General features: G+C 73.9%; 26 protein-coding genes. 7 read left to right on the forward strand and 19 right to left on the reverse strand.

The genetic code is table 11. The annotated features are described in order from the left end of the window. Positions 1-12: 12 nt before the first annotated feature. On the forward strand, positions 13-909 hold the full coding sequence (locus tag AC0I8G_RS19500; protein WP_471731421.1) for a 1,4-dihydroxy-2-naphthoate polyprenyltransferase: 897 nt from the start codon (positions 13-15) through the stop codon (positions 907-909). 24 nt (positions 910-933) lie between these two features. Then, on the forward strand, positions 934-1,239 hold the full coding sequence (locus AC0I8G_RS19505; protein WP_471731422.1) for a hypothetical protein: 306 nt from the start codon (positions 934-936) through the stop codon (positions 1,237-1,239). Between the two features lie 39 nt (positions 1,240-1,278). Here AC0I8G_RS19505 and AC0I8G_RS19510 read toward each other — a convergent pair whose 3' ends face one another. Then, complete coding sequence (locus tag AC0I8G_RS19510; protein ID WP_471731423.1) at positions 1,279-3,024, reverse strand: helix-turn-helix domain-containing protein; 1,746 nt, start codon at positions 3,022-3,024, stop codon at positions 1,279-1,281. Between the two features lie 130 nt (positions 3,025-3,154). On the opposite strand from AC0I8G_RS19510, the gene AC0I8G_RS19515 reads away from it, so the two are divergent. The 3 genes from AC0I8G_RS19515 to AC0I8G_RS19525 are packed head-to-tail and all read left to right on the forward strand — an operon-like array spanning position 3,155 to position 5,491. Next, on the forward strand, positions 3,155-3,970 hold the full coding sequence (locus AC0I8G_RS19515; RefSeq protein WP_471731424.1) for an N-acyl homoserine lactonase family protein: 816 nt from the start codon (positions 3,155-3,157) through the stop codon (positions 3,968-3,970). A 10-nt stretch (positions 3,971-3,980) separates the two neighbouring features. Then, complete coding sequence (locus AC0I8G_RS19520) at positions 3,981-4,388, forward strand: FmdB family zinc ribbon protein (RefSeq protein ID WP_471731425.1); 408 nt, start codon at positions 3,981-3,983, stop codon at positions 4,386-4,388. Continuing rightward, entirely contained in the window at positions 4,385-5,491 is a 1,107-nt protein-coding gene (locus AC0I8G_RS19525; protein ID WP_471731426.1) for an alcohol dehydrogenase catalytic domain-containing protein, read from the forward strand. The genes AC0I8G_RS19520 and AC0I8G_RS19525 overlap by 4 nt, the downstream gene beginning before the upstream one ends. 63 nt (positions 5,492-5,554) lie before the next feature. On the opposite strand, the gene AC0I8G_RS19530 is transcribed toward AC0I8G_RS19525, so the two are convergent. From AC0I8G_RS19530 to AC0I8G_RS19615, 18 genes are all read right to left on the reverse strand, one after another. Continuing rightward, complete coding sequence (locus tag AC0I8G_RS19530; protein ID WP_471731427.1) at positions 5,555-5,836, reverse strand: DUF4229 domain-containing protein; 282 nt, start codon at positions 5,834-5,836, stop codon at positions 5,555-5,557. A 3-nt stretch (positions 5,837-5,839) separates the two neighbouring features. Next, positions 5,840-6,850, reverse strand: a complete 1,011-nt coding sequence (gene ccsB, locus AC0I8G_RS19535; protein ID WP_471731428.1) for a c-type cytochrome biogenesis protein CcsB — start codon at positions 6,848-6,850, stop codon at positions 5,840-5,842. After that, a complete protein-coding gene (gene resB, locus AC0I8G_RS19540; protein WP_471731429.1) occupies positions 6,847-8,586 on the reverse strand; it encodes a cytochrome c biogenesis protein ResB in 1,740 nt (579 codons plus the stop codon). Before resB ends, ccsB begins: the two co-directional genes overlap by 4 nt. Then, a complete protein-coding gene (locus AC0I8G_RS19545) occupies positions 8,586-9,335 on the reverse strand; it encodes a cytochrome c biogenesis CcdA family protein (RefSeq protein WP_471731430.1) in 750 nt (249 codons plus the stop codon). Before AC0I8G_RS19545 ends, resB begins: the two co-directional genes overlap by 1 nt. Beyond that, entirely contained in the window at positions 9,332-9,952 is a 621-nt protein-coding gene (locus tag AC0I8G_RS19550; protein WP_471731514.1) for a TlpA family protein disulfide reductase, read from the reverse strand. Before AC0I8G_RS19550 ends, AC0I8G_RS19545 begins: the two co-directional genes overlap by 4 nt. Continuing rightward, a complete protein-coding gene (locus AC0I8G_RS19555; RefSeq protein WP_471731431.1) occupies positions 9,952-10,602 on the reverse strand; it encodes a histidine phosphatase family protein in 651 nt (216 codons plus the stop codon). Before AC0I8G_RS19555 ends, AC0I8G_RS19550 begins: the two co-directional genes overlap by 1 nt. Next, entirely contained in the window at positions 10,599-11,945 is a 1,347-nt protein-coding gene (gene hemL, locus AC0I8G_RS19560) for a glutamate-1-semialdehyde 2,1-aminomutase (protein ID WP_471731432.1), read from the reverse strand. The genes AC0I8G_RS19555 and hemL overlap by 4 nt, the downstream gene beginning before the upstream one ends. Positions 11,946-12,087: 142 nt before the next feature. Next, positions 12,088-12,684 carry a hypothetical protein gene (locus AC0I8G_RS19565; protein WP_471731433.1) on the reverse strand — a complete coding sequence of 199 codons (597 nt, stop codon included), beginning with the start codon at positions 12,682-12,684 and terminating at the stop codon, positions 12,088-12,090. Between the two features lie 95 nt (positions 12,685-12,779). After that, the gene (locus AC0I8G_RS19570) at positions 12,780-13,208 is read right to left on the reverse strand and encodes a VOC family protein (RefSeq protein ID WP_380258272.1); all 429 of its coding nucleotides are present in this window, start codon (positions 13,206-13,208) and stop codon (positions 12,780-12,782) included. A gap of 20 nt (positions 13,209-13,228) precedes the next feature. Then, positions 13,229-13,639: a helix-turn-helix transcriptional regulator gene (locus AC0I8G_RS19575; protein WP_328296258.1), complete on the reverse strand. Its 411-nt coding sequence runs from the start codon at positions 13,637-13,639 to the stop codon at positions 13,229-13,231. Between the two features lie 75 nt (positions 13,640-13,714). After that, positions 13,715-14,365: a restriction endonuclease gene (locus AC0I8G_RS19580; RefSeq protein ID WP_471731434.1), complete on the reverse strand. Its 651-nt coding sequence runs from the start codon at positions 14,363-14,365 to the stop codon at positions 13,715-13,717. 116 nt (positions 14,366-14,481) lie between these two features. Further along, a complete protein-coding gene (locus AC0I8G_RS19585; RefSeq protein ID WP_471731435.1) occupies positions 14,482-15,675 on the reverse strand; it encodes an aldose epimerase family protein in 1,194 nt (397 codons plus the stop codon). Between the two features lie 428 nt (positions 15,676-16,103). Next, positions 16,104-17,081 carry a porphobilinogen synthase gene (gene hemB / locus AC0I8G_RS19590; RefSeq protein ID WP_471731436.1) on the reverse strand — a complete coding sequence of 326 codons (978 nt, stop codon included), beginning with the start codon at positions 17,079-17,081 and terminating at the stop codon, positions 16,104-16,106. A gap of 18 nt (positions 17,082-17,099) precedes the next feature. After that, a complete protein-coding gene (locus tag AC0I8G_RS19595; protein ID WP_471731515.1) occupies positions 17,100-18,893 on the reverse strand; it encodes a bifunctional uroporphyrinogen-III C-methyltransferase/uroporphyrinogen-III synthase in 1,794 nt (597 codons plus the stop codon). 5 nt (positions 18,894-18,898) lie between these two features. After that, entirely contained in the window at positions 18,899-19,894 is a 996-nt protein-coding gene (gene hemC / locus AC0I8G_RS19600) for a hydroxymethylbilane synthase (RefSeq protein WP_471731437.1), read from the reverse strand. Next, a complete protein-coding gene (locus AC0I8G_RS19605; protein WP_380258263.1) occupies positions 19,891-21,219 on the reverse strand; it encodes a glutamyl-tRNA reductase in 1,329 nt (442 codons plus the stop codon). The genes hemC and AC0I8G_RS19605 overlap by 4 nt, the downstream gene beginning before the upstream one ends. After that, positions 21,220-21,939, reverse strand: coding sequence for a redox-sensing transcriptional repressor Rex (locus tag AC0I8G_RS19610; protein WP_471731438.1), 720 nt, complete (start codon positions 21,937-21,939; stop codon positions 21,220-21,222). Positions 21,940-22,144: 205 nt separating this feature from the next. After that, positions 22,145-22,393 carry a glutaredoxin family protein gene (locus tag AC0I8G_RS19615; protein WP_380158564.1) on the reverse strand — a complete coding sequence of 83 codons (249 nt, stop codon included), beginning with the start codon at positions 22,391-22,393 and terminating at the stop codon, positions 22,145-22,147. A gap of 122 nt (positions 22,394-22,515) precedes the next feature. Here AC0I8G_RS19615 and AC0I8G_RS19620 point away from each other — a divergent pair, with 122 nt between their 5' ends. Further along, positions 22,516-23,316, forward strand: coding sequence for an HAD family hydrolase (locus tag AC0I8G_RS19620; protein WP_471731439.1), 801 nt, complete (start codon positions 22,516-22,518; stop codon positions 23,314-23,316). Positions 23,317-23,392: 76 nt separating this feature from the next. Further along, the gene (locus AC0I8G_RS19625; RefSeq protein WP_471731440.1) at positions 23,393-24,598 is read left to right on the forward strand and encodes a GH12 family glycosyl hydrolase domain-containing protein; all 1,206 of its coding nucleotides are present in this window, start codon (positions 23,393-23,395) and stop codon (positions 24,596-24,598) included. The last annotated feature ends 8 nt before the right edge of the window (positions 24,599-24,606 follow it).

A 24,606-nucleotide genomic window follows, 5' to 3' on the forward strand; every position in this document is an offset into this window, starting at 1 on the left:
CGAGGGTCCATCGTGCCAAGCGCAGCGGTGGAGGGGCGCGCCGGGTCACCCGCGCAGTGGGTCGCCGCGGCCCGTCCGCGCACGCTGCCCGCCGCCATCACCCCCGTGCTCGTCGGCACCGGGTCCGCCGCCGCCCTGGACGGGGTGGACTGGCTCACCGCGGTCCTGGCCCTCGTCGTCTCCCTCGCCCTGCAGATCGGCGTCAACTACGCCAACGACTACTCCGACGGGATCCGCGGCACCGACGCCGACCGGGTCGGCCCCTTCCGCCTCGTCGGCTCCGGGTCCGCCGAACCCCGGCACGTGCGCGACGCGGCCTTCCTCTGCTTCGCCGTCGCCGCGCTCGCCGGTCTCGTCGTCGTCGCCGTCTCCGGGCACTGGTGGCTGCTCCTCGTGGGGGCGGCCAGCGTCGCCGCCGCCTGGTACTACACCGGCGGCAAGCGGCCCTACGGCTACGCGGGTCTCGGTGAGGTCTTCGTCTTCGTCTTCTTCGGCCTCGTCGCCGTGATGGGCACGACCTACGTGCAGGCCGGCCGCATCGACGGGACCTCCGTCGCGGGTGCGTTCTGCGTGGGGTTCCTGGCCTGCGCGATCCTCGTCGCCAACAACCTGCGCGACGTCCCCACCGACGCCGTCGCCGGCAAGCACACCCTGGCCGTCCGGATCGGCGAGGCGAACACCCGCCGCCTCTACGCGGCGCTCGTCGTCGGGGCGTTCGTGGCGGCCCTGCTGACCGCACCCCGGCACCCGTGGGTCCTCGTCGTGCTGCTCGCCGGGGTCCTCGCCCAGCGTCCGCTGCGGACCGTCCTCGGCGGCGCGACGGGCCGTGACCTCATCCCCGTCCTCAAGGGCACCGGACAGCTGGAACTGCTGACGGGGGCCCTGCTGGCTCTCGGACTGGCGCTCTGACCCCGCACCCGTCACAGTGCGCCCATGAGTGACAACCACGGCGCCATCGACGTCAGCGCCGACGGCGAGCACCGCTACGCAGCGGTCCTCACCACGGCGGCCGGGACCCGCACCGAACACCTGGTGACCTCCGACGCCGCCCTGCTCGAGAAGCTGCAGGCGACCGGCGCGGACGAGCCGTTCCTGGTCCGCCGCGTCCTCGAGGTGCTGCTGCAGGCGGAGGAGGCCGCCGAGGAGGCGGGCCACCTACCGGCCCTGCCGACCGTCATCGACCTGACCGCGCTCGACGCCGAGCGGCCCGACCTGCTGGCGAGCATCCCGCTGCGCTGAGCGCCCGGGCCGACCGGGCGCCCGCGCCGCCGGCCCGGGTCAGCGGACCCCCAGCCGCCACAGCGTCAGGGCGACGTGGACGTCCAGCGCCCGCGGGCCCCGCCGCCAGTCCTCCCCCAGCAGCTCGCCCACCCGGGTCATCCGCTGCCGCACCGTGTTGGGGTGGACGTTCAAAGCCGACGCCACCGCCCGCACCTCCCCGTCGGCCCCGACCAGGGCCCACGCCGTCGCGGTGAGGTCGCTGTCGCGCCGCTCGTCGTGCTCCAGCAGCGGGCCGAGGCGCTCGCGGACCAGCGAGCGGGCGAAGGCGGAACCCGCCAGCCCCAGCAGCACCCCCGGCATGCCGAGGGCGTCGACGTCGAGGGCCTCCCCGCTCCGCCCCAGCGCCTCCATCGCCCGCACGACGCCGCGCGCCTCGTCGTGGGCGGACAGGACCGCGGCCGTGGACGTCACCGCCCGGCTCGTCCCGATCGTCGGGGTCGCGCCCTGCGCCGCGAGCGCCGCCCGCAGCCGCCCCGGCGCCGGGGAGCCCGCGGGCAGCAGCAGGCACAGGTGGTCCTCGTGACGGGTCACCAGCCCCGCCCCGCCCGGCACCACCGCGCGCGCCACGGCGTGCGCGGTGGTGCGGTCCTGGGGCCCGACGACGACGACGCTCACCACCGTCCCCGCGGCGACGTCGAGGCCGAGGCGCGCGGCCCGCGCCGCGAGCCCGGGGACCTGCGCCGCGCGCGGGCCCAGCAGGGCCAGCGCGACCTCCGTCTCCTGCCGGTGGGTCGACTCCGCCAGCGCGCGCTGGAACAGCAGGGCCGCGGTGAGGAAGGTCGCGGCCCGTTCCAGCAGCAGGCGCTCGCGGGTGGTGGGCGCCCCCTGCAGCAGGAGCGCCCCGAGCACGTCGCCGCCGGTGGTCGCGGCCACCAGCAGGCCCTCCCCGCCACCGGGGACCGCCACCCCGCCACCGGCGCGGGCGGAGTCGCGGGCCGCGGCGCGCAGCGTGGCCCGGTCCGGCGCGGGGTCGGGTGACGTCGCGGCGAGGCGGTGGCCGTCGGCGTCGAGCACCACGACCTCCCCCGCGCAGCGCGCCCCGAGGACGAGGGCGATGGCCTGCGCGGGGTTCGGCTCGGCCAGGGCCCGGGAGAGCTCGACGTCGGCGGCGGTGAGCGCCTCCAGGGTGGCGACGTGCTCGAGGTTCTCCCGCTGCGCCTGGGCCAGGCGGGCCAGGGCGTCGGAGACCGCGGAGAACCTCCGCGCGTTCTCCAGCGCGACGGCGGCGTGGGAGCCGATGGCCTCCACGAGCGAGACGTCCTCGCGGGAGAAGTCCCACGGGCGACGCTGGGCGACGAGCAGCGCCCCGATGACCCGGCCCTCCACCCGCAACGGGACGCCCATGATCGCCCGGACCCCCTCCCCGGCGACGCTGGAGTCGACCCCGGGCAGGTGGCTCAGGGAGGTGTCGGCGAGGTAGTCGCGCGTCCAGCGCGGGGAGTTGCCGGTGGCGACCGCGCCCAGCACACCCGTCCCCAGCGGCATCCGGATGTTGCGGTAGGCGGCGGTGGCGACCCCGTCGGTCATCCGGATGAAGGTCTCCCCGGCCGCGTCGTCGTTGAGGCTGAGGTAGGCCATGTCGGTGCTGAGCAGGCTGCGGGTGCGGCGCACGATCGCCCCCAGCACGGCGTCCACGTCGCGCAGCGAGCTGAGGTCGGTGGCGGTGTCGTAGAGGACGCGCAGCAGCTGCTCGCGCCGGGCGGCCTCGCGCGCCCCGGCGGCCTCGGGGGACTCCGTCGTCACGGCCGGATCGTAGGCGGGGGGTGTGCTCGGGCACACCGCCGGGCCGTGACGGTGGAGCGGGGACCATCGCCGACGGGACGGTGCGCTGCCAGGGTGATCGCACCACCCACGACGAGCGAGGACGGTTGTCATGGCCAGCGAGATGAAGGTCCACGTGCTCTCCACCGGCGTCATGGAGACGGACCTGACCTGGTTGCTGCTGCAGGGCGGCACCACCATCAAGAGCCGCCACCAGCGCGACGAGCCGATCCCCTGGGGGGAGTGCCCCACCCACGCGGTGCTCATCGAGCACCCCGAGGGCCGGATCCTCTGGGACACCGGGGTCCCCCGGGACTGGGAGACGCGCTGGGCCCCCACCGGCTTCCACGACTTCTTCCCCGTGCAGGAGGACCCCACGGGCCCCGGCTACCTGGACTCCTCCCTGGCCCAGCTGGAGCTGACCCCGGACGACATCGACGTCCTGGTCCTGTCCCACCTGCACTTCGACCACGCCGCGAACGCGTCGATGTTCACCGACCCGAAGACCCGCATCATCGCCAACGCCGCCGAGATCGAGGGGGCGCGCGCCATCGAGGGGTACTCGCAGGGCGCGCACATCGTCAGCGACTACGCCGGTCTCGACCTGGAGGCGGTGTCCGGCGACGTGGAGCTCGTCGACGGCGTGCACCTCATCGAGACCCCCGGCCACACCTGGGGGACGATGTCGCTGCGGGTCGACCTGCCGAACGACGGCACCAAGATCTTCACCTCCGACGCCGTCTACCTCGGCGCGAGCTGGGGACCGCCCGCGACGGGTGCGGCGATCGTGTGGGACAACCTCGCCTGGCTGGAGTCGGTGGCGAAGCTGCGCGGCATCGCCGAGGCGACCGGTGCCGAGGTGGTCTTCGGCCACGACGCCGAGCAGCGGAAGTCGCTGCGCCTCGCCCCCGACGGCTACTACTCCTGAGGCGGCGGACGTGATCATCGTCGACCTCGTCTGCGACCAGGGGCACCGCGCCGAGACGGCCCTGCCCTCGATGTTCTCGCCCAACCCCGGCTGCGCGACGTGCACCGCGCCCACCTGGCGGCGCCCGCCGGGACTGCGGGTGACCCGCCCCGCCGACCCGGGCCCGTCCCGCGAGCAGATGCCGCGCACCTGGCGCGCCACCGGCGGTGGGGACGCCGAGACCGTCCGGCACTGGCACGACGTCGCGCGCCGCCGGGAGGCGCTGGAGGAGAAGCACCCGGAGCTGGCCGGGGACCGCCGTCCCGTGCTGGCCCACGAGGGGCTGTTCGCCGGGGCGCCGCTGCGCGCGGGGGACGACGTAGCCGCCGCCGTCGCGACCCGGGTGACCGCGACCCGCCCGGCCGGGGAGGCGTCGTGAGGATCCGCGGGGCGGTGCTGGAGGAGATCGGGCGCGAGCGCCCCTACGCCGCGAGCCGGCCGCTGACCATCAGCGAGCTGGAGCTGTCCGACCCCGGACCCGGCGAGGTCCTGGTGCGGATGGAGGCGGCGGGGCTCTGCCACTCCGACCTCAGCGTCGTCGACGGCAACCGGGTCCGCCCGGTGCCGATGCTGCTCGGCCACGAGGCGGCCGGTCGCGTCGAGGCCCTCGGCCCCGGTGTCGAGGACCTGCGCGTCGGCCAGCGGGTCGTCATGGTCTTCCTGCCCCGCTGCGAGGAGTGCGCCGGCTGCGCCACCGACGGGCGGATGCCCTGCGCGCCGGGGACGGCGGCCAACAACGCCGGGGAACTGCTGGGCGGCGGCACCCGCCTGCACCGCGACGGTGAACCCGTCGCCCACCACCTGGGCGTCTCGGCCTTCGCCACCCACGCCGTCGTGGACCGCCGCTCGGTGGTCGCGGTGCCCGACGAGGTACCGCCCGAGGTCGCGGCCGTGCTCGGCTGCGCCGTCCTCACCGGCGGGGGTGCCGTCGTCAACGCCGGGGCGTGGGCGCCGGGGCAGACCCTCGCCGTGGTCGGTCTCGGCGGGGTCGGGATGGCCGCCCTGCTCACCGCGGTCGGGCTGGGCCACGGCCCCGTGATCGGCGTCGACGCGGTGCCGGCGAAGCTGGAGCGGGCGCTGGCGCTGGGGGCCGCGGCGGCGTGGTCACCGGCCGACGCGCTGGCGGCCGGGGTCAGCGCCGACGTCGTGGTGGAGGCCGCGGGACACCCGAAGGCCTTCGAGACCGCCGTGGAGCTGACCGCCCCGGGCGGGCGGACGGTGACGGTGGGCCTGCCCAGCCCCACCGCCCGCTCCTCGATCTCCCCGCTGGGGCTGGTCGCGCAGGCCCGCAGCATCGTCGGCAGCTACCTCGGCTCGGCCGTCCCCGCGCGCGACGTCCCCCGCTACGCGCAGCTCTACCTGGACGGGGCGCTGCCCGTCGAGGAGCTGGTGACGCGGCGGATCGCCCTCGACGACGTCAACGAGGCCCTCGACGAGCTCGCGGAGGGGCGGGCCGTGCGGCAGGTGATCGTCTTCGAGTAGACGCACGAGCGCCCCGCCGGGAGTCCCGGCGGGGCGCTCGGAGGGGCGGGCAGCCCCCGCGGTTCAGTCCTCGGCGGCGTTGTCCTCGTCGAGGCCGCGGCGGAACCGCGACGTCGTCCCGGTGCCGTTCTGCCGGGAGTCGATCCGGCCGTCGATGCGTCGCTGCAGCGCCTCGGCCATCTGCTCGCGCTGGCGGCGCAGCAGGAGCAGCGACAGCAGGACCGAGACGACGGCCGCGATGAGCAGCGCCAGCCACCCCCGGGCCCCCACGGCGCGCGCCACGATGAGGCAGACGGCGAAGATGCCGAGCCGCAGGGCGGTGTAGCGCAGCGTCACCCCACCCACGGCTCAGACCCCCGCGTAGGAGTGCAGGCCGGGGAAGAAGATGTTCACCACGAGGTAGTTGAAGAGCATGCAGGCGAAGCCGAGGACCGAGAGCCAGGCGGCACGGCGGCCGTTCCAGCCCCGGGTCGCGCGGGCGTGCAGGTAGGTGGCGTAGACGACCCAGATGACGAACGTCCACACCTCCTTGGAGTCCCAGTTCCAGTAGCGGTTCCAGGCGACCTGGGCCCACACGGCACCGGCGATGAGGGTGAACGTCCACATCACGAACGCGACGGCGTTGAGGCGGAACGCGGTGCGCTCAAGCTCCACCGACCCGGGGAGGGCGTCCATGAAGGCCCCACCGGGACGCCCGCCGGCGGCCTTCACGCGGTCGCGCTTCTCCTGGACCAGCTGCAGCACCGTCGCGGAGAAGCCGAGGGTGGAGAGCGCGGTCGCCAGGATCGCGACGAAGACGTGGATGATCAGCCAGTAGCTGTCCAGTGCGGGGACGAGCTGGGCGGCCTGGACGTAGAACGAGCGCAACGCGATCCCGAGGGTCGCGAGGATCGGCCCGGTGACGAAGGTGCCCAGGTAGCGGGCGTCACGGCCCCCGCCCAGGCCCGCGCGGTGCGCACGCCCGACGGCGACGAGGTAGCCGAGGGCCACGATGAGGGTGCCGGTGAGGGCGAACTCGAACATGTTGCCCCAGGGCACCCGGTGCACCGAGACCCCGCGGGAGACGACCGCACCCAGGTGCAGCAGGGTCGCGACGGTGAACAGCGAGGTCCCCACCGCGGCCGCGCGACGACGCCGGGCCGTGACGGGCTTCTCCAGGGTGGTCGTGCCACCCCCGCCGGCCCCGCCGGCCCCGCCGGCCGTGGCGGTGGCGGCGGTGCGCCGGGCCTCGCGCGCCTTGATGACCTGGCCGCCCTCGGCGAGGTCGGCGGCGTAGGCGATGAAGGAGAAGAGGTAGGCGCTCATCGCGCCGTAGAGCAGCACGTTGCTGATCTGGGCGACGTTCTCGTCGACGGTCACGGGGTCTCCTCGGGAGCGTGCACTGAAGGCTCATGGTCCCCCACCGGGGGGTCTGCTGGCGATTCGCCGGGAGGCTCGGGCTCACCGAGGACCTCACGCAGGCGCGCCAGGACGCCGTCGACCTCCTCGGCCAGACCCGCGTCGTTGCCGCGGGCCAGACCACCGACGGTGACGACCGTGCCCGCCGCCCCTGACTCACCGCTGCGGACCGCCTTGACCCACACCCGGCGTCGCGGCAGGAACAGCGACAGGATCAGCCCGAGCGTGGCCAGCAGCGCGAAGACGAGCGCCGCGCTCTGACCCGGGGTGGAGCGGACGTCGAGGGAGGCGAAGCGCTCGATGCCCTGGAACTCGACGGAGCCGAGCCCGTTCGGCAGCTGGACCGTCTGCCCGGGGGCCATCGTCAGCGCCACGGCTTGGCCGTCGTCGCCGACGACCTGGGTCATCGCGCTGGTGTCGAGGGTGTAGACGTTCTGCGCGACCCCGCTGTCGATCCCCAGGTCGCCGGTCCAGACCTTCGCGATGAGGACCGGGTTGACGGTGTCCGGGAACTTCGAGACCGGCGTGCCGGCCGCGTCGGTGGTGGCCGTCGGCAGGAACACGCCCTGGACCGCCAGCTGCACCGGGGCCCCGTTCGCGTCGACGGCGTCCGGCACCTTCACGACGCCGGTCGAGTCGTAGTTCGCGGTCTGCGGCAGGAACGGCGTCGGACCGTCGGCGACGACGTCGCCCTTCCCGTCGCGGACGACGATGACCGGGGCGTAGCCGTTGCCGGACAGCGAGATCTGGGTCTGCCCGACCTTCGCCGGGTGGTTGACCTTGATCGTCTCCTCCTTCGGCGTCGCCCCCGGTTCGTCGGTCAGCGTGACGTTCGCCGCGAACGTCCGCGGTTCACCGATCTGCGACGTCTGCTGCGCCTCGAAGGACACGTCCATGGAGTCCAGCGACAGCGTGAACGGCGGGACGTCGTCCTCGCTCGTCCCGACCCCGCCGCTGAAGCTGTCGAACGTGGTGCCGACCATCGTGCCGCCGACGGTGACCAGGCGCTGGCCGGAGTAGGAGAACAACGAGCTCGACGCGACCGAGAGCAGCAGGCCGACCAGGGACAGGTGGAAGAGCAGGTTCCCGCTCTCGCGGTGGTGGCCCTTCTCGGCCGCGACCGACCCCTCGCGCCGGTCGACGCGGAAGTGCCGCTTCGCCAGCACCGCCCGGGCGGCGTCGAGGACCTCCTCGGGGGTGGAACCCACCGTCGAGCCGCGGTGCTCGGGCAGGCGTTCCAGCCGCGACGGGGTCCGCGGCGGCCGGGACCGCAGCGCCTTGAGGTGCACACCCGCCCGCGGCAGCACGCAGCCGACGAGGGAGATGAACAGCAGCAGGTAGACCGCGGAGAACCAGACCGAGGAGTAGACGTGGAACCCCTGCAGCCGCTCCACCCACGGGTAGGCCGTGGGGTGGTCGACCTCCCACTGCGCCACGGCCGTGGGGTTGTTGTTCTGCTGCGGGAACGTCGAGCCGGGGACGGCCGCGACCGCCAGCAGCATGAGCAGGAACAGCGCCGTGCGCATGCTCGTCAGCTGCCGCCAGCAGTAGCGCAGGAACTCCAGCGGCTTCAGCTCCGAAGCGAGCTGCGGTTCCCTGCGCTTGCGGCGCCGGGGTGGGGTGACGCCCTCGGCGGTGTCGTTGTCGCGGTAGGCGTCGCGGAGGTCGTCGAGGTGGGTCTCGTCGGTACGGGGCATCAGATCACCGGCTGGAAGTTCGAGACGAAGGTGTTCTGCAGCCAGCTGACCAGCGGGATGAACTGGTTCGTGGCGAGCAGGGCACCGATGAGCAGGAGCAGGAGCGCGCCGAAGCGGTTGAAGGCCAGCCGGTGACGACGCAGGACGCCCAGGACCTTCATGCCTCGCCCGTAGGCGAGCGCCACGAGGATGAAGGGGATCCCCAGTCCGAGGCAGTAGGCGAACCCGAGGCCGGCCGCACGGGCGCCGTTCGCCGAGGTCATGGCCATCGCCAGGATCGCAGAGAAGATCGGGCCGATGCACGGGGTCCACCCGAGGCCGAACAGCGCACCCAGCAGGGGTGCCCCCGCCAGGCCGGCCCGTGGACGCCACCGCACCTTGATCTCCCGCTGCGCCCAGAGCGGGGCGAAGAGCAGGACCAGGCCGGCGAAGATCACCAGGATCCCGGAGACGCGCTGGAAGGCCGCTTGGTAGCGCAGCCCCATGAGCCACCCGCCGGCGCTGCCGGCGGTGAAGCTGATGAGGACGTAGACCACGGAGAACCCGAGCACGAACAACAGCGACCCGAGGAACATCCGTCCTCGCCGCTGCTTCTCGAGGTCTCCCCCGGACAGCCCGGTCACGTAGGCGAGGAACCCCGGTACGAGCGGCAGGACGCACGGGGACAGGAACGACACCAGTCCCGCCAGCGCCGCCAACGGGACCGCCAGCAGCAGCGGCCCGTTCTGCACGTACAGGGGAAGGTTCACGCAGGGGCCCCCGTCGCCGTGGGCGTCGTCCCGTCCGTCGGGGCGGGGGTCGCGCCGGCGTCGTCGAGCATCCCGGTGAGCGTCGACGTCGACACGATCCCCGAGACCCGGGACGCGACGCGACCCTCGGGGTCGAGAACGAGCGTCGTGGGCGTCGCCTGCGGCGAGTACGTCCGCAGCGCGAGCATCGCCGCTCCGGACTTCGCGTCCAGGATCGAGGGGAATGTGATCGAGTGCGACCGCTGGAACGAGGCGGCGACGTCGGCGGTGTCGTAGGTGTTGATGCCGAGGAACTGCACGTCGCGGCCCGAGTACTGCTGCCAGACCGCCTCGAGGTCGGGTGCCTCGGAGCGGCAGGGCGCGCACCCGGCGAACCAGGTGTTCAGGACGACGACCTTGCCGCGGTAGTCGGCGAGGTCGACGGTGTCGCCGTCGACCGTCGTCCCGCTGAACTCGACCGGCTCCTTGCGCTCGTCGGCCTTCCAGTGCACGTAGGAGCCGTCGCCCTCGATGAAGTTCGACCCCTCGGACTTCGGCAACCCGTCACCGCCCGAGCACGCGGCCAGGCCCAGCGTCGACAACGCCGCCATTCCGAACGCCCTGCGCGAGAGAGTCATCACGCCCCCGGGATCGGGTCGGCGCCGAGCAGCAGGTCGGCGGCGGGTTCGGTGTAGGCGACCGAGACGAGCGTGCGACCGGAGAACTCCAGCGACGTCACCGAGGCCAGGTTGCACTGCCGCTTGCGCGGGTCGTGGAACAGCGGGCGCTGCTCGGCCCGCAGCCGCGTCACCCACACCGGCAGCTGGTGGCTGACCAGCACGGACTCCCGGCCCGGGAACGCGTCCCGGACGTCGCGCACGACGGCGCTCATCCGCGCGACCTGCTGCTCGTACGGTTCACCCCAGCTGGGCTGGAACGGGTTCCACAGCCGCGGCCACACCCGCGGGTCGCGGATCGAGCCGCGCCCGTCGGTGACGCGGTGCCCCTCGAAGGAGTTCCCGGCCTCGATGAGCCGGGCGTCCGTACCGAGCGCGAGGCCGTGGCGCTGCGCCGTCGGCGTCGCGGTCTCCTGGGCCCGCTGCAACGGCGAGGCCGTCACCGAGGCGACGTCGTGGTCGGCGAAGAACTCCCCCAGCCGCGTCGCCATCGCCTGACCGCGGTCGGAGAGGCGGAAGTGCGGCAACCGGCCGTAGAGGACGCGGTCGGGGTTGAACACCTCGCCGTGGCGGACGAGGTGGACGGTCGTCCTGCCCTGCGTGCCGGTCACAGCGAACCCGCCCCCTCCGCCGCGGCGCGCGCCGCCGCCGGCAACGCCCCGACGATCCGCCCGAGCGCGGTCTCGTCGTGGCTCGCCGAGAGGAACCACGCCTCGAAGGCGCTCGGCGGCAGGTGGACGCCCTGGTCGAGCATCGAGTGGAAGAAGCCGCGGAAGGCCCCCAGGTCCTGCTGACGGGCCTCGTCGTAGTTCGTGACCGACTCCCGCTCGGTGAAGAAGACGCTGAACATCGACCCCGCCGTGTTCACCAGGTGCGGGACGCCCGCGGCGGACAGGGCGGCGCTCGCGGCCTCGCGGACCGTCGTCGCGGCGGCCTCGACGGCGGCGTAGACCGCGGGGGTGCAGGCGCTCAGCGTCGCGAGACCGGCGGCGGTCGCGACGGGGTTCCCGGACAGCGTGCCCGCCTGGTAGACGGGACCGGCGGGAGCGAGGTGGGCCATGACGTCGGCGCGGCCGCCGAACGCGGCGGCGGGGAAGCCACCGCCCATGACCTTGCCGAAGGTCAGCAGGTCCGGGGCGTGCTCGAGACCGAGGCCCTCGAAGCCGTACCAGCCCGCCGCGCTGACGCGGAAGCCCGTCATGACCTCGTCGGAGACGAGCAGCGCGCCGTGCTCACGGGTGATCCGGCGCAGCTCGGCCGTGAAGCCGGGCTGCGGGCGGACGACGCCCATGTTCCCGGCGGCCGCCTCGGTGATCACGCACGCGATGCGGTCCCCGTGCTGCCGGAAGACCTCCGCGAGCGCCTCGGTGTCGTTGTAGGGCAGGACGATGGTGTCCCCGGCGGCGGTCCCCGTCACCCCCGGGGTGTCGGGCAGCGCGAAGGTCGCCAGCCCCGACCCGGCCGAGGCCAGCAGGGCGTCGACGTGACCGTGGTAGTGCCCGGCGAACTTCACGATCACCGGGCGTCCGGTGAACCCGCGGGCGAGGCGGATCGCGCTCATCGTGGCCTCGGTGCCGGAGCTGACCAGGCGCACCTGCTCGACGGGCTCGACGCGGGCGACGATCGCCTCGGCGAGCATCACCTCGCGCTCCGTCGGGGTCCCGAAGGAGAACCCCTGGCGCGCCGCCGCGTCGACCGCCGCGAGCACGTCCGGGTGGGCGTGGCCGAGGATCATCGGCCCCCAGGAGCAGAGCAGGTCGACGTACTCGCGACCGTCGGCGTCGGTGAGGTAGGGGCCCCGGGCCGAGGCGATGAACCGCGGGGTCCCGCCGACGGCCCGGAAGGCCCGCACGGGCGAGTTCACCCCGCCGGGGATGACGGCGGAGGCCCGCTCGAAGAGGGCGGCGGAAACGGGCGCGGCAGGGCTCGTCGGGGCAGGCGTCGGCGCGGTCACGGGCCCCAGTGTCGCAAGGTTCGCGGGATGCGGTCGCCCCAGGGGCGGCTACGACGGCGTGTCGGAGGTCGAGGGTGACCGACCTCACGTCCGGTCACCCAGCACCCACGTGGGTGACGCGTCGCCCGCGCGGAGGGGACGGTCAGGTCCACCACAGGTACCAGCCGTCGCGGCCGGTCCGCCGGCACGTGCGGCGCCGGACGACGTGCGGGCTGCGCGTGGCGTCGTCGAGGCCGAAGGAGGCCTGCACGGAGGCCCAGAAGGCCTGGCACTCGCAGCCGTTCTCCGTGCAGCACGAGTCGTCGTCGACCAGCCGGAACTCGTCGAGCTCGGGGTGGTCGTAGACCACGATCCCCTCGGCGGTGATGCGCTCGTCCTCCCGCGAGGGCGGGACGAGGTAGCCGTGCACCTCGACCTCGCGCGGGTGCCCGATCGCGGCCACCAGCACCGACCCCAGCGACGGGGCGTCGTTCTGCTTGTCGGCCAGCCGCCCGGCCGGCAGCCGCTGCAGGAGCTGAGCGGCGGCCGTCCACGGCAGGTCGCGGTAGCGGACGATGTCGCGGCCGTCGGCGGGCCGGCCGAGGACGTGGGGCTCGAGCACGTCGAGGAGGTCCAGCGTCCAGCTGGGCCCGCCGTCGGCGAGCCGGACCCAGCAGTCCGCGAGCGTCTCGTGCGGGAGGGCGGAGGGGAGGCCGGAGGGGAGTCCGGTCAGCGTGCGCGGGCTCGGGTGGATCGTCATGCGCAGAGCCTGCGACGGGCGACGCACCGGCTCGGGTCCGCGAGCCCGCGCTGTGGACGACCGACCGCCTCCGAGCCCCTGTGGAGACGGCGGCGTCAGGACCAGCTGGGCGCGTCCGCCAGCGGCTGGTTGAAGCGGAGCTGGTTGCCGGAGGGGTCGCGGACGCCGAAGTCGCGGACCCCGTACTGCTGGTCGACGGGCTCCTGCAGGATCTCCGCGCCGGCGGCGGAGAGCTTGTCGTGCAGGGCGTCGACGTCGTCGGTGGTGAAGATGAGGCGCGAGACGAGGCCCTTGACGAGGAGCTCCGCGATGGCCTCGCGGTCGGCGGGCGACGCGTCCGGCCAGGACTGCGGGGTCTCCAGGACGACGTGCACGTCCGGCTGGTCGGCGGGGGTGACGGTGACCCAGCGCATCCCCTCGTAGGAGACGTCCTGGGTCACCGCGAACCCGAGCAGGTCGCGGTAGAAGGTCAGGGCCTCGTCGTGGTCGTGGACGGTCAGGAGGACGCTGGAGAGGATCACCATGTCCACGACGCTAGGCGCGCTCAGACCCGGCCGGCTTCTCGGATCGTGACCGGTCTGGCCGCCCGGTGCAGGACGCAGCTGGGGATCGACGCCGCGGCGGAGTGGTCGCGGGCCCTGTACGCGCTGGGCGTCTCCCCCACCAGGCGCGTGAACCGCGAGCTGAACGAGCCCAGCGAGGAACAGCCCACCGCGAAGCAGGCGTCGGTGACCGACACGTCGCCGCGCCGCAGCAGCGCCTTGGCCCGTTCGATGCGGCGGGTCATGACGTAGTCGTAGGGCGTCTCGCCGAAGGCGGCGCGGAAGCAGCGGGAGAAGTGCCCGGACGACATCAGCGCCTGCCGGGCCAGCACCGCGACGTCGAGGGGTTGCGCGAAGTCGCGGTCGATCCGGTCGCGGACCTGCCGCAGGCGCACCAGGTCCTCGCGCCGCACCGCCACCGTCCCAGTGTGGCCCGCGGGTCGACGGAAGACCACCGTCCCGCCGACCGGTCAGCGTGGTCGGCGTGGTCAGCGCGCGACGGCCTGCACGGCAGCGTCCAGCGCCGGGGACCGCCCCGTCATCCACGTCGCCAGGGCCTCGCGGTCCAGCAGCTGCACGCCGCTACCGGCGGCCAGGGCGCGGGCCGGACGGGAGTAGGTGCTGGTGGTGACGTAGAGGGCGTGGTCGGCGCGGTGGTGGTGGAAGACGGTACCCAGGAACCGCTGCAGGTCGGGAGAGCCGACGGCCCGGTCGGTGTAGCGCTTGCACTGCACCACCAGCAGCGACCCGTCGCCGGGGTGGCGGGCGGTGACGTCGGCGCCCAGGTCACCGGAACCACCGGAGACGGTGACCTGGCGCCAGCCGTCGCGGCGCAGGAGCCGGGCGACGAGCTGCTCGAAGTCCGCTCCGCTCATCCCGTCGGTGGCGGCGACCTGCTGGTCCAGCCGCGCCTGCCGGGCGGCTCGCCCGCGGGCCCGTCGCCGCAGCACCAGCACCCGCCAGGTGAGCAGCACGACGACGACGGCCCCGGCCAGGGCGAGCACGGGCCACCAGACCGCCAGCCAGGCGCACAGCGCGCGCCCCGTGCCCGCGAGCACCAGGAGGGTGAGGAGGGCGAGCTTGGCGGCGTCGTCGCCGTTGCCGGTCGATCGTCTCCGGGTCGAGCGGTTGCGGGCCACAGTGCGGAATCGGTGGTGCAGCGTCGTCGCTGAACGTCCCGTCCCCTGATCGGCTCAGCCTCGGCTCGATCACCGCTGACCGGCGCCCCCGCGGCGGCGCCGGATCAGCGGAGGTCTCAGCGCGAGAGCGCGAAGACCGTCGTCGTCCGGTACTCCTCGCCGGGCCGCAGCACGGTCGAGGGGAAGTCCGGCTGGTTCGGGGAGTCGGGGAAGTGCTGGGTCTCCAGCGCCACCCCGTCGCCCTGGCGGTAGGTGCCGCCGCCGGTGCCCACGAGGGTGGCGTCGAGGAAGTTCCCGGAGTAGAACTGCAGCCCCGGTTCCGTCGTCGAGATCCGCAGGGTGCGCCCGCTGCGGGTGTCCTGCAGGACGGCGGCCTCCTCGAGCCCACCCCCGGTCCGGTCCAGCACCCAGTTGTGGTCGTACCCCTGACCGAACAGGATCTGCTGGTACGGCCGACGGACCCGCGCGCCGATCCTCGTCGGGGAACGGAAGTCCATCGGGGTCCCCGCCACCGGCGCGATCTCGCCGGTCGGGATGAGCGTCTCGTCCACCGGGGTGAAACCGCTGGCGTGGATGGTCAGTTCCTGCTCGAGGGCGTTGCCGGAACCCTCTCCGTTCAGGTTCCAGTAGCTGTGGTTGGTGAGGTTCACGACGGTCGCCGCGTCGGTGGTGGCGAAGTAGTCGAGGCTCAGCTGCGCGAACCGGTCGAGGGAGTACGTGACCTCGACGTGCAGGTTCCCGGGGTAGCCCTGGTCGCCGTCGGGACTGTCCAGGGACAACCGCAGCCCGACGGTGTGGTCACCGAACACCGGGGTCGCCGACCACAGCCGCTTGTCGAAGGAGTTCACCCCGCCGTGCAGGGAGTTCGGCCCGTTGTTCAGCGGGAGCTGGTGCTCGACCCCGTCGAGGGTGAACTTCCCCTCCGCGATGCGGTTTCCGTAGCGGCCGATGAGCGCCCCGAAGTAGGGGCCGGGGTTGTTGCCGGCGAGGTAGCCCTCGAGGTCGGCGAAACCCAGGACGACGTTGCGCACCCGCCCGCGGTGGTCGGGAAACTCGAGGCTCTGCAGGATCCCGCCGTAGGTCAGGACGCGGGCGGTGACCTCGCCGTTGACGAGGGTCCAGCGTTCGACGGCCCTCCCGTCGGGCAGGGTGCCCCACGGTTCGGCGAAGAGCCCGGGGTCGTGCTGGTCGGCCGCTGCGGCCGGGCCGGCGGCGGCACCGACGAGGGCGGTGGCGGCCGTCGCGGCGAGCACGACGCTGCGCCGGGAGGGATTGAGGGGCATGCGCTTCTTCTCCTTCGAGAGCTCCATCGCTCAACTGTGGAAGTGCTGAGGAAGCTAGGCCCTACCGGCTGGCTCGTCAACGAGGGCGTCCGGTCCCGCCCTGTCACCATCCCGCCACACTGCACGGCTTCCGTTCGGAGAGGCGCTTGCAGTTGCCTCGGATCGAGGTCGTCGAAGGCCCCGGCTCGGGCCGGAGGTCCGAACGTGGGGGGCTGCGCCCACGACGCGCGTTGCGACGGGGTGTCGAGGTCCGCAGCCTGCACCTGCGGGCGGGGTTGCCGGCCCAGCAGCTGGAGCGGTTGCGGCGGCTCAGCCGCAGCGGCGCCTCGGTGCGGCTGCGCTCGACGTCGCCGTTCCGGATGCTGCTGGTGGAGCCTCGCACGCTCAGGTCCACCCCACGAGGTGGGAACCTCGAACGTGCACGAAGACCGGAGTCGTCGGACGTTGCCGACGCCTCAGAGCCACTCCTGCGCGGCCTCGAGCGCCCAGTAGCTGAGAACGATCGACGCGCCGGCCCGTCGCAGCGCCAGCAGCGACTCCAGCGCCACCCGCTCGCGGTCCAGCGCCCCGGCCTGCGCGGCGAACTCGACCATCGCGTACTCCCCCGACACCTGGTAGCTGGCGACGGGGACGTCGGAGACGTCGGCCACCGCGCGCAGCACGTCGAGGTAGGGCAGGCCGGGTTTCACCATGACCATGTCGGCGCCCTCGTCGAGGTCGAGCCGCACCTCGCGCAACGCCTCGGCGACGTTCGCGGCGGGGTCCTGCTGGTAGGTGCGGCGGTCGCCCTTGAGCTGGGAGTTCACGGCCTCGCGGAACGGACCGTAGAACCCGCTGGCGTACTTCACGGCGTAGGCGAACAGCGAGACGTCCTCGAAACCGCTGCCGTCCAGGGCGTTGCGCAGGTACCCGATCTGGCCGTCCATCATCCCGCTGGGCCCCAGCACGTGGGCCCCGGCGGTGGACTGGGCCAGTGCCATCGAGGCGTAGCGCTCCAGCGTCGCGTCGTTGTCCACCCGTCCCCGGGAGTCCAGGACCCCGCAGTGGCCGTGGTCGGTGAACTCGTCGAGGCAGAGGTCGGCCATGACCACGAGGTCGTCGCCGACGGCGTCGCGGACGTCCTCGAGCGCGACGTTGAGGATCCCGTCGGGGTCGTCGGCCCCGGACCCCACCGCGTCGAGCTCCTCCGGGACCCCGAACAGCATGATCCCGCCGAGACCGGCCGCGACGGCGTCCTTCGCCACCGCCACCAGGGACTCGCGGGTGTGCTGCACGACCCCGGGCAGGGTGCGGATGGGCTGCGGTTCGGTGATGCCCTCCCGGACGAACACCGGCAGCACGAGGTCCCCCGGGTGCAGGTGCACGTCCGTCACCAACCGGCGCATCGCCGGGGTGGAGCGGAGACGGCGGGGCCTGATCGGCAACTGCACCACGGGGGAACTCCTAGCTGGTCAGCGCGCCCGACGGCGCGCGGAGGACTTCTTCTGGCTGGGCCGCAGCACCGGCTCGCCGGCCTCGGCGGCCGCCGCCCGCAGACCCTGACCGAAACCGGCCAGCGCCTCGACGAGGGCCTCCGCACTGGGCTCCGGCGCGAGGACGTCGACCCGCAGGCCGTGCTCCTCGGCGGTCTTCGCGGTGGCCGGGCCGATGCAGGCGACGATGGTCGACGGGTGCGGTTTCCCGGCGATCCCGACGAGGTTGCGGACCGTCGAGCTCGACGTGAAGACGACCGCGTCGAACGCGCCGGTCTTGATCGCGTCGCGCACCGGGGCGGCGGGCGGCGCGGCGCGCACCGTCCGGTAGGCGGTGACGTCGTCGACCTCCCAGCCGTTCTCCACCAGACCCGCGACCAGGGTGTCGGTCGCGATGTCCGCACGCGGCAGGAACACCCGGTTGATGGGGTCGAGGACGTCGTCGTAGGGCGGCCAGGACTCCAGCAGCCCGGAGGCGGACTGCTCGTTCTCGGGCATGAGGTCGGGTTCGATCCCCCACTCGCGCAACGCGTCCGCCGTGACGCCACCGACGGCGGCGACCTTGAGGCCGGAGAACGCGCGGGCGTCGAGGCCGTACTCGGTGAACTTCTCCCGCACGGCCTTGACGGCGTTGACGGACGTGAAGCCGATCCACTCGTAGCGCCCGGTCACCAGCCCCTTGACCGCCTTCTCCATCTGCTGCGGGGTGCGCGGCGGTTCGACGGAGATGGTCGGCACGACCTCGGCGGTGGCGCCGTGGTCGGACAGCTTCGAGGTGACCCCGCCGGCCTGTTCCTTGGTGCGCGGCACCAGGACCCGCCAGCCGAAGAGCGGCTTCGTCTCGTACCAGCTGCCCTGCTCGCGCAGCGCGACGACGTCGCCGACGACGGCCGTGGTCGGCGAGCCGTCGAGGGCGGCGGCGGCCCGCTGGAGGTCGCCCAGCGTCGTCGTGGTCGTCGACTGGGTCGTCGTCGTGCCGTGGGAGGTCAGCGCGACCGGCGTCGAGGCCGACCGGCCCGCACCGAGCAGACCCACCGCGGCGGCGGCGATGTCGTCACCGGTGCCGAGCACGATGACCGTGGCGTCCTTGTCGGCGTGCCGCGACCAGTCGAGCGAGCGACCCGTCGGGTGCACCACGTTGACGCTGGAGGTGTGGCTGGTGGTCATCGGCATCCCCGCGTAGGCCGGGACGGCGCTGACGGCGGAGACGCCCGGGACGACGTCGAAGGAGACCCCGTTCTTGCGGCAGGCCACGATCTCGTCGGCCAGCCCCGTGAAGGTGGACGGGTCCCCGTCCATCAGCCGCACGACGCGACCACCGGCCTTCGCCGCCTTCACGACGAGCTTGGCCCGCACGGCACGGGTCAGCGGCTGACCGTCGTCACCGAAACCGGCGTCCAGCACCTCGACCCCGTCGCGGCAGTAGCGAGCGGCGAGGTCCTCGCGGCTGGCCTGGTCGAGCACGACCACGTCGGCCGCGGCGAGCAGGTCGACGGCCCGCACGGTGAGCAGACCCGGGTCGCCGGGACCCGCGCCCACGAAGGAGACGTGCCCGAGCGCCCTCTCGGCCTTGGTGGCCTTGTCGGAGCTCGCACTCCGGCCGGTCCGGCCCGACCTGCCCGACTTCCTGGTGCTGGTCGACTCGGGGGCGTCGTGCCCCTTCTTGGCCACGGTCACCTCGGTGAGCAGGCTCACCTCGGGCGCGTCGGAGGTGACCTCGAGGGCCGCCTCCGGTGCCTGCGCCGGCTCGGCGACCAGGGGGCTGTTCGTCATCGTGCTCACGAGCCACTCTCCGGATCGGGACGTGGACCGTCGACCGGACGGTCCAGGGGGTGGTTCTCCTGGGCTCCGCCGCCCACGGCGACGGGGGTCTGTGCGAGCTCGCGCTCGAGCAGGTCCGCGGCGACCTCGGCCCCGAGGCGGCGAGCCGCCCGGAGATCGGTCACCGACGAGAGGGGGACCGCCCGGCGACGGCGGACGAGGACCCCGGAAGGGTCCTCCGCCGCCACCTGCAGGACGAGGTCGTCGCCGACGGCGACGGCGTGGGCGCCGACCGGGGCCGAGCAACCGGCCTCCAGCGTGGCGAGCACCTGACGCTCGGCGGCCACGGCGAACCGGACCGCGGGCACGTCGAGGGCGGCGAGCGCCTCGAGCACCTCGGTGTCCCCGTCGCGGCACTCCACGGCCAGCGCGCCCTGCCCGGGCGCGGGGACGAAGGTGTCGGGCGCGAAGAGCTCGCTCGCCTCGTCGAGGCGACCGATGCGGGCGAGGCCCGCGGCGGCGAGCACGACGGCGTCGAGCTCCCCGCTGGTGGCGTAGCCGATGCGGGTGTCGATGTTGCCGCGCACGGCGACGACGTCGAGGTCGGGACGCAGCGCCAGCAGCAGGGCCCGCCGGCGCGGCGAGCCGGTGCCGACGCGGGCCCCGGCGGGGAGGTCGGCGAGGGTGCGTCCGACGGCGACGAGGACGTCGCGCGGGTCCTCGCGCTCGGGGACGGCACCCAGCGCGAGCCCGGCGGCGTCGGCCGTGGGCAGGTCCTTGAGGGAGTGCACGGCCAGGTCGACCTCGTCCGCGAGGAGCGCGTCGCGCAGCGCCGAGACGAAGACGCCGGAGCCGCCGATCTGGGCCAGCGGGGCGCGGTTGACGTCACCGTGCGTGGTGATCTCCACCAGTTCGACTTCGAACCCGTTGCGGCGCAGCGCATCGGCGACCCAGGTGCTCTGGGTCCGGGCCAGCGCGCTGCGGCGGGTGCCCAGGCGCAGTCGTCGGGTCACGAGACGTGGCTCACGGCGTCGGCGACCGTCCCGGACAGCGGCGCGTCACCGGGCAGGGCGCTCGGGTCCTGGGCGACCTCGAGGTCGAAGAGCGTCCGCAGCGCGGCGGCGTAGCCGACCCCGCCGGGGGCCTCGGCGAGCTCCTTCACCCGGACCGTGGGGGTGTGCAGCAGCTTCTCCACGATGCGGTGCACCGCGCGGTCGACCTCGGCGCGGGTCGTGTCGTCGAGCTCGACGCGACTGCCGAGCCGGCGCATCTCGACCTCGACGACGTGGCGGGCCTGGGCCCGCAGCGCGACGACGGTCGGGGCGACGTCGGCGGCCCGCAGGTGGGCCGCGTGGGCGGCGACCTCCTCGGCGACGATGGCCCGCACCGAGCGCAGGTCCTCGGCGACGGCCGAGCTGGCGAGGTCCGCGCCGAGGCCCTCGAGGTCGACGAGGTGCGCCCCGCGCAGGGTCGCGACCTCCGGGTCGACGTCGCGGGGCAGGGCGAGGTCGGCCAGGAAGATCGGGCGTTCCGGGCGGTCGAGCAGGGCGCTGGCGACGGTCGCGACGTCCAGGACGTGCCCGACGGCCCCGGTGCAGCTGACGACGAGGTCGGCCGCGGCCACCTGCGCGCGCAGGTCGTCGAGCCCGACGGCGACCCCGCCGATCGCGGCGGCGAGGCGCTGGGCGCGGTCCGGGGTGCGGTTGGCGACGACGACGTCGAGGCCGGCCCGGGCCAGCGTCGTCGCGACGAGGGCGCTCATCGCGCCGGCACCGACGACGAGGGCGCGCTTGCCGGGGAGGTCCCCGACCACACCGGCGGCGCGGGTGGTCGTGGCGTCGACGAGCGAGGCGCCCGCGGCGTCCAGCCCGGTCTCGGAGTGGGCCCGCTTGCCGACCCGCAACGCGTTCTGCAGCAGCCGGTCCAGCGTCCCGCCGGCCAGTCCGCGCTGGTGCAGGTCGCGCAGGGCCAGGCGCAGCTGACCGAGGATCTGGCTCTCGCCGACGGCCATCGAGTCCAGACCGCAGGCGACGCGGAAGAGGTGCTCGACGCCGGCGTCCTCGTAGTGCACGTAGAGCTGTTCGCCGAGCTCCTCGAACCCGAGGCCGATGCGGCGGCACAGGGCGTCACCGACGTCGGCGACCCCGCCGTGGAAGCGCGTCACGTCGCAGTACAGCTCGACGCGGTTGCAGGTGGAGAGGACGAAGGCCTCCTCCACGTGCGGGGACGCCAGCAGCGACTCGACGATCTGCTCGGCGGAGCCGGCCCCGGCGGCGGCGCGCTCGAGGACCTCCAGGGAGGCGGTGCGGTGGGAGAGGCCCACGACCATCAGCGCCACTCAGACCACCTCCCCGACGCGTTCGCCCGCGAGCGTCATCTCGAGGGTGGGGACGGGACTGGGAGCAGGGGCGGCGGGGGTGGCGAAGCGCGCGGCCCGCCGCTGGGCGTGGAAGGCGAGGATCTGGAGCTCCGAGGCGAGGTCGACCTTGCGCACGTCGACGTCGGCGGGGACGCGCAGCACGGTGGGGGCGAAGTTCAGCACGCTCGTGACACCCGCGGCGACGAGCCGGTCGCAGACGACCTGCGCGTGCTCGACGGGGACGGCGAGGACTCCGATGGTGGGTTCCCCGGCGCGCAGCACCGAGGGCAGCTCGTCCAGCGGACGGACCGCGAGGCCGCTGACGACCTCGCCCACGACGTGGGGCCCGTCGTCGAAGAGGCCGACGACGCGGAACCCGCGGGAGGCGAAACCGCCGTAACCGGCGAGGGCGTGGCCCAGGTTGCCGATCCCGACGATGACGACGTTCCAGCTGGTCGTCTGCCCGAGGTGGTCGGCGATCTGGGCGTGGAGCTGCTCGACGTCGTAGCCGACGCCGCGCGTGCCGTAGCTGCCGAGGTGGGAGAGGTCCTTGCGCAGCTTGGCCGAACCGACGCCGACGGCCTCGGCCAGCGCCTCCGAGGACACCGTCCGCAGACCCGCCTCGGCGAGCGTCGACAGTGCCCGCAGGTACTGCGGCAGGCGCGCCACGGTCGCTTCGGGAACGTCGACCGTCCCCACCTCGTCCTCGTCCACAGCGGTCAGACCCGCACCCTCGTACGCGAAGCTCCCGGCCCCGGGAAGAACCCCGGAACCGCTGGTCGTGCGCCAGAAGACTAGGCTCTTGTGAAGCCTTGCACAAAGTCGTAGCCGCCCGGCGTGACGAGCGCCACGTCGCTCCTGAGCTGGGACGACACAGGAAGGGTTGCCTTCCTTGCGGCGCTGCTCAGCGGCCGCGACGCCACCACCGGCGTCCCGCCAGCGCCTCGCGCAGACGGTGCTCGTCGAGGCGGCCGAAGTCCCGTTCGACCCCGTCCAGCAGCACGACGGGCACCTTGTCGGAGTAGCGCCGCAGCAGCTCCGCGTCGGCGTCGACGTCGACCTCGGTCCAGGTCGTCCCCGTCGCCGCCGCCACCGCCGCGACGACCCCGCGACCCTCGTCGCACAGGTGGCAGCCCACCCGCGAGACGAGCACCAGTCGCGCCTCCTGCCGTGACTCCGGCCGTGACCCCTGCGACTCCTGCTGTGACCGCTGCCGTGACTCCGGGTTGCCCACCACTCACTCCTGACCGGTCCGACCTGGACGCCGGGCCTACGATGCCGAACGTGCCTGCCGCCGACGCGTCCACCCCGCTGGTCGACGCACGGGTGGTGCAGGCGGCCTTCTTCGACCTCGACAACACCATGGTGCGGGGCGCGTCGCTGTTCTACTTCGCCCGCGGCCTCGCCGCGCGGGGGTTCTTCTCCCGCCGCGAGGTGCAGCGCTTCGCCCGCCGCGCGCTGCACTACGCGGTGCGCGGCGAGAACCTCGGCCACCTCGTGGAGATCCGCGACCTCGCCCTGGCCTTCGTCGCCGGTCACGAGACCGCGACCATCCGCCGGATCGGCGAGGACGTCTACGAGGAGCACGTCGAGTCCAAGGTCCGCGCGGGCACCCAGGAACTCGCCCGCCGCCACCTCGCCGCGGGAGCGCCGGTGTGGCTGGTCACGGCCGCCCCCGTCGAGATGGCCGAGGTCATCGCACGCCGCCTCGGGCTGACCGGCGCGCTCGGCACCGTCGCCGAGTCCGTGGCGGGCGTCTACACCGGCCGCCTCGTCGGCGAACCGCTGCACGGTCAGGCCAAGGCCGACGCGGTGCGCGCCCTGGCCGCCTCCGCCGGGTTCGACCTGGCCCGTTGCGCGGCCTACTCCGACTCCGCCAACGACCTGCCGCTGCTCTCGCTGGTCGGCTCCCCCGTCGTCGTCAACCCGGACCGGACGCTGCGCCGGCACGCCGCCACGCACGGGTGGCCCGTGCACGAGTTCCGCCAGTGGCGCCACGCCGTGCGCTGGAGCGCCCGCGTCGGCGCCGTCGGCGTCGGCACGTTCGCCGTCGTCTCCCTGCTCCGCCGCCGCTGACCCGACGTTTCGACGTGTGACGCAGGTCACGTCGGATTGGACTCAAGGTCCCCCGGCCCGGGACCGAGGAGTCCGCGTGACCCCACTCCGCGCACGCGCCGTGAAGGTCGCCGTCGCGACCGCCGTGACCGCCCTCACCGCCGGTTCCGCCGCCCTGGTCGCCACCCTCGACACCCCGTCGGCCTCCGCCGCCACCGTCCTGTGCGACACCTACGCCAAGACCACGACGGCCGACGGGCGCTACACGATCCAGAACAACCGCTGGGGCACCTCGGCCCAGCAGTGCATCGAACCCAGCGCCACCGGCTTCGCCGTCACCACCGCCGACGGCTCCACCTCGACCTCGGGCGCCCCCAAGAGCTACCCGTCGATCTACTGGGGCTGCCACTACGCCGTCTGCACGCCCGGCTTCGACCCCGTCCTGGCCTCCAGCCCGGCGTTCTCGACCCTGCGCACGAACGTCTCGATGACCTACCCCACGACGGGCGAGTGGGACGCGGGCTACGACCTGTGGTTCGACCCGACCGCCCGCCGCGACGGGCAGAACACCGGCGCCGAGGTCATGGTCTGGGCGAACCACGCCGGTCGCCCGCAACCCATCGGCGCCAAGGTGGGCACCGTGGCGCTCGCGGGCACCACCTGGGACGTCTGGTTCGGCAACACCGGCTGGAACGTCGTCTCCTACGTCCGCACCACCGGGACGGCCTCCCTCGACTTCGCCCTCAGCACCTTCTACGACGACGCCGTGCAGCGCGGCTACGCGGAGCGCTCCTGGTACCTCACGAGCGTCCAGGCCGGTTTCGAGCCGTGGGTCGGGGGCGCCGGGCTCGCCGTCACGGACTTCTCCGCCGGGCCCGCGGGCGGCGTCCCGGCGCCCACCGCGGCGCCCACCGCGACGACCCCGGTGACGCCGAAGCCCCCCGCGACGACGACTGCCACCCCGACGCCGGCGGTGACCCGCTCCACCCGTCCGGTCTCCGGTCGCCCGGTCTGCAGCGCCACGGCGCGCACCGAGAACGCCTGGAACTCCGGCGCCGTGCAGACGGTCACCGTCGCCAACGGCCCGACCGGGCGCACCGACTGGTCGACGGCCGTGACGCTGCCCGCCGGCGCCACCGTCACGAACCTCTGGAACGGCACCTGGACCCAGTCCGGGCGCACGCTGAGCGTCCGCAACGCGAGCTGGAACGGGACGCTCGCCGCGGGCGCCACGACGAGCTACGGCTACCAGCTGGCGAGCTCCACCAGCCCCGCGACGCCGACCGCGCTCAGCTGCAGCTGACCGGTCCG

The sequence above is a fragment of the Kineococcus sp. AC630 genome (genome assembly GCF_979255925.1).

Excerpts from the sequence above, each read along its gene's own strand:
- AC0I8G_RS19550 (WP_471731514.1), bottom strand. The coding sequence starts at position 9,952 with ATGACTCTCTCGCGCAGGGCGTTCGGAATGGCGGCGTTGTCGACGCTG.
- AC0I8G_RS19565 (WP_471731433.1), bottom strand. The coding sequence starts at position 12,684 with ATGACGATCCACCCGAGCCCGCGCACGCTGACCGGACTCCCCTCCGGC.
- AC0I8G_RS19595 (WP_471731515.1), bottom strand. The coding sequence starts at position 18,893 with ATGACGAACAGCCCCCTGGTCGCCGAGCCGGCGCAGGCACCGGAGGCG.
- AC0I8G_RS19585 (WP_471731435.1), bottom strand. The coding sequence starts at position 15,675 with ATGGAGCTCTCGAAGGAGAAGAAGCGCATGCCCCTCAATCCCTCCCGG.
- AC0I8G_RS19505 (WP_471731422.1), top strand. The coding sequence starts at position 934 with ATGAGTGACAACCACGGCGCCATCGACGTCAGCGCCGACGGCGAGCAC.
- AC0I8G_RS19620 (WP_471731439.1), top strand. The coding sequence starts at position 22,516 with ATGCCGAACGTGCCTGCCGCCGACGCGTCCACCCCGCTGGTCGACGCA.
- AC0I8G_RS19515 (WP_471731424.1), top strand. The coding sequence starts at position 3,155 with ATGGCCAGCGAGATGAAGGTCCACGTGCTCTCCACCGGCGTCATGGAG.
- resB (WP_471731429.1), bottom strand. The coding sequence starts at position 8,586 with ATGCCCCGTACCGACGAGACCCACCTCGACGACCTCCGCGACGCCTAC.
- AC0I8G_RS19570 (WP_380258272.1), bottom strand. The coding sequence starts at position 13,208 with ATGGTGATCCTCTCCAGCGTCCTCCTGACCGTCCACGACCACGACGAG.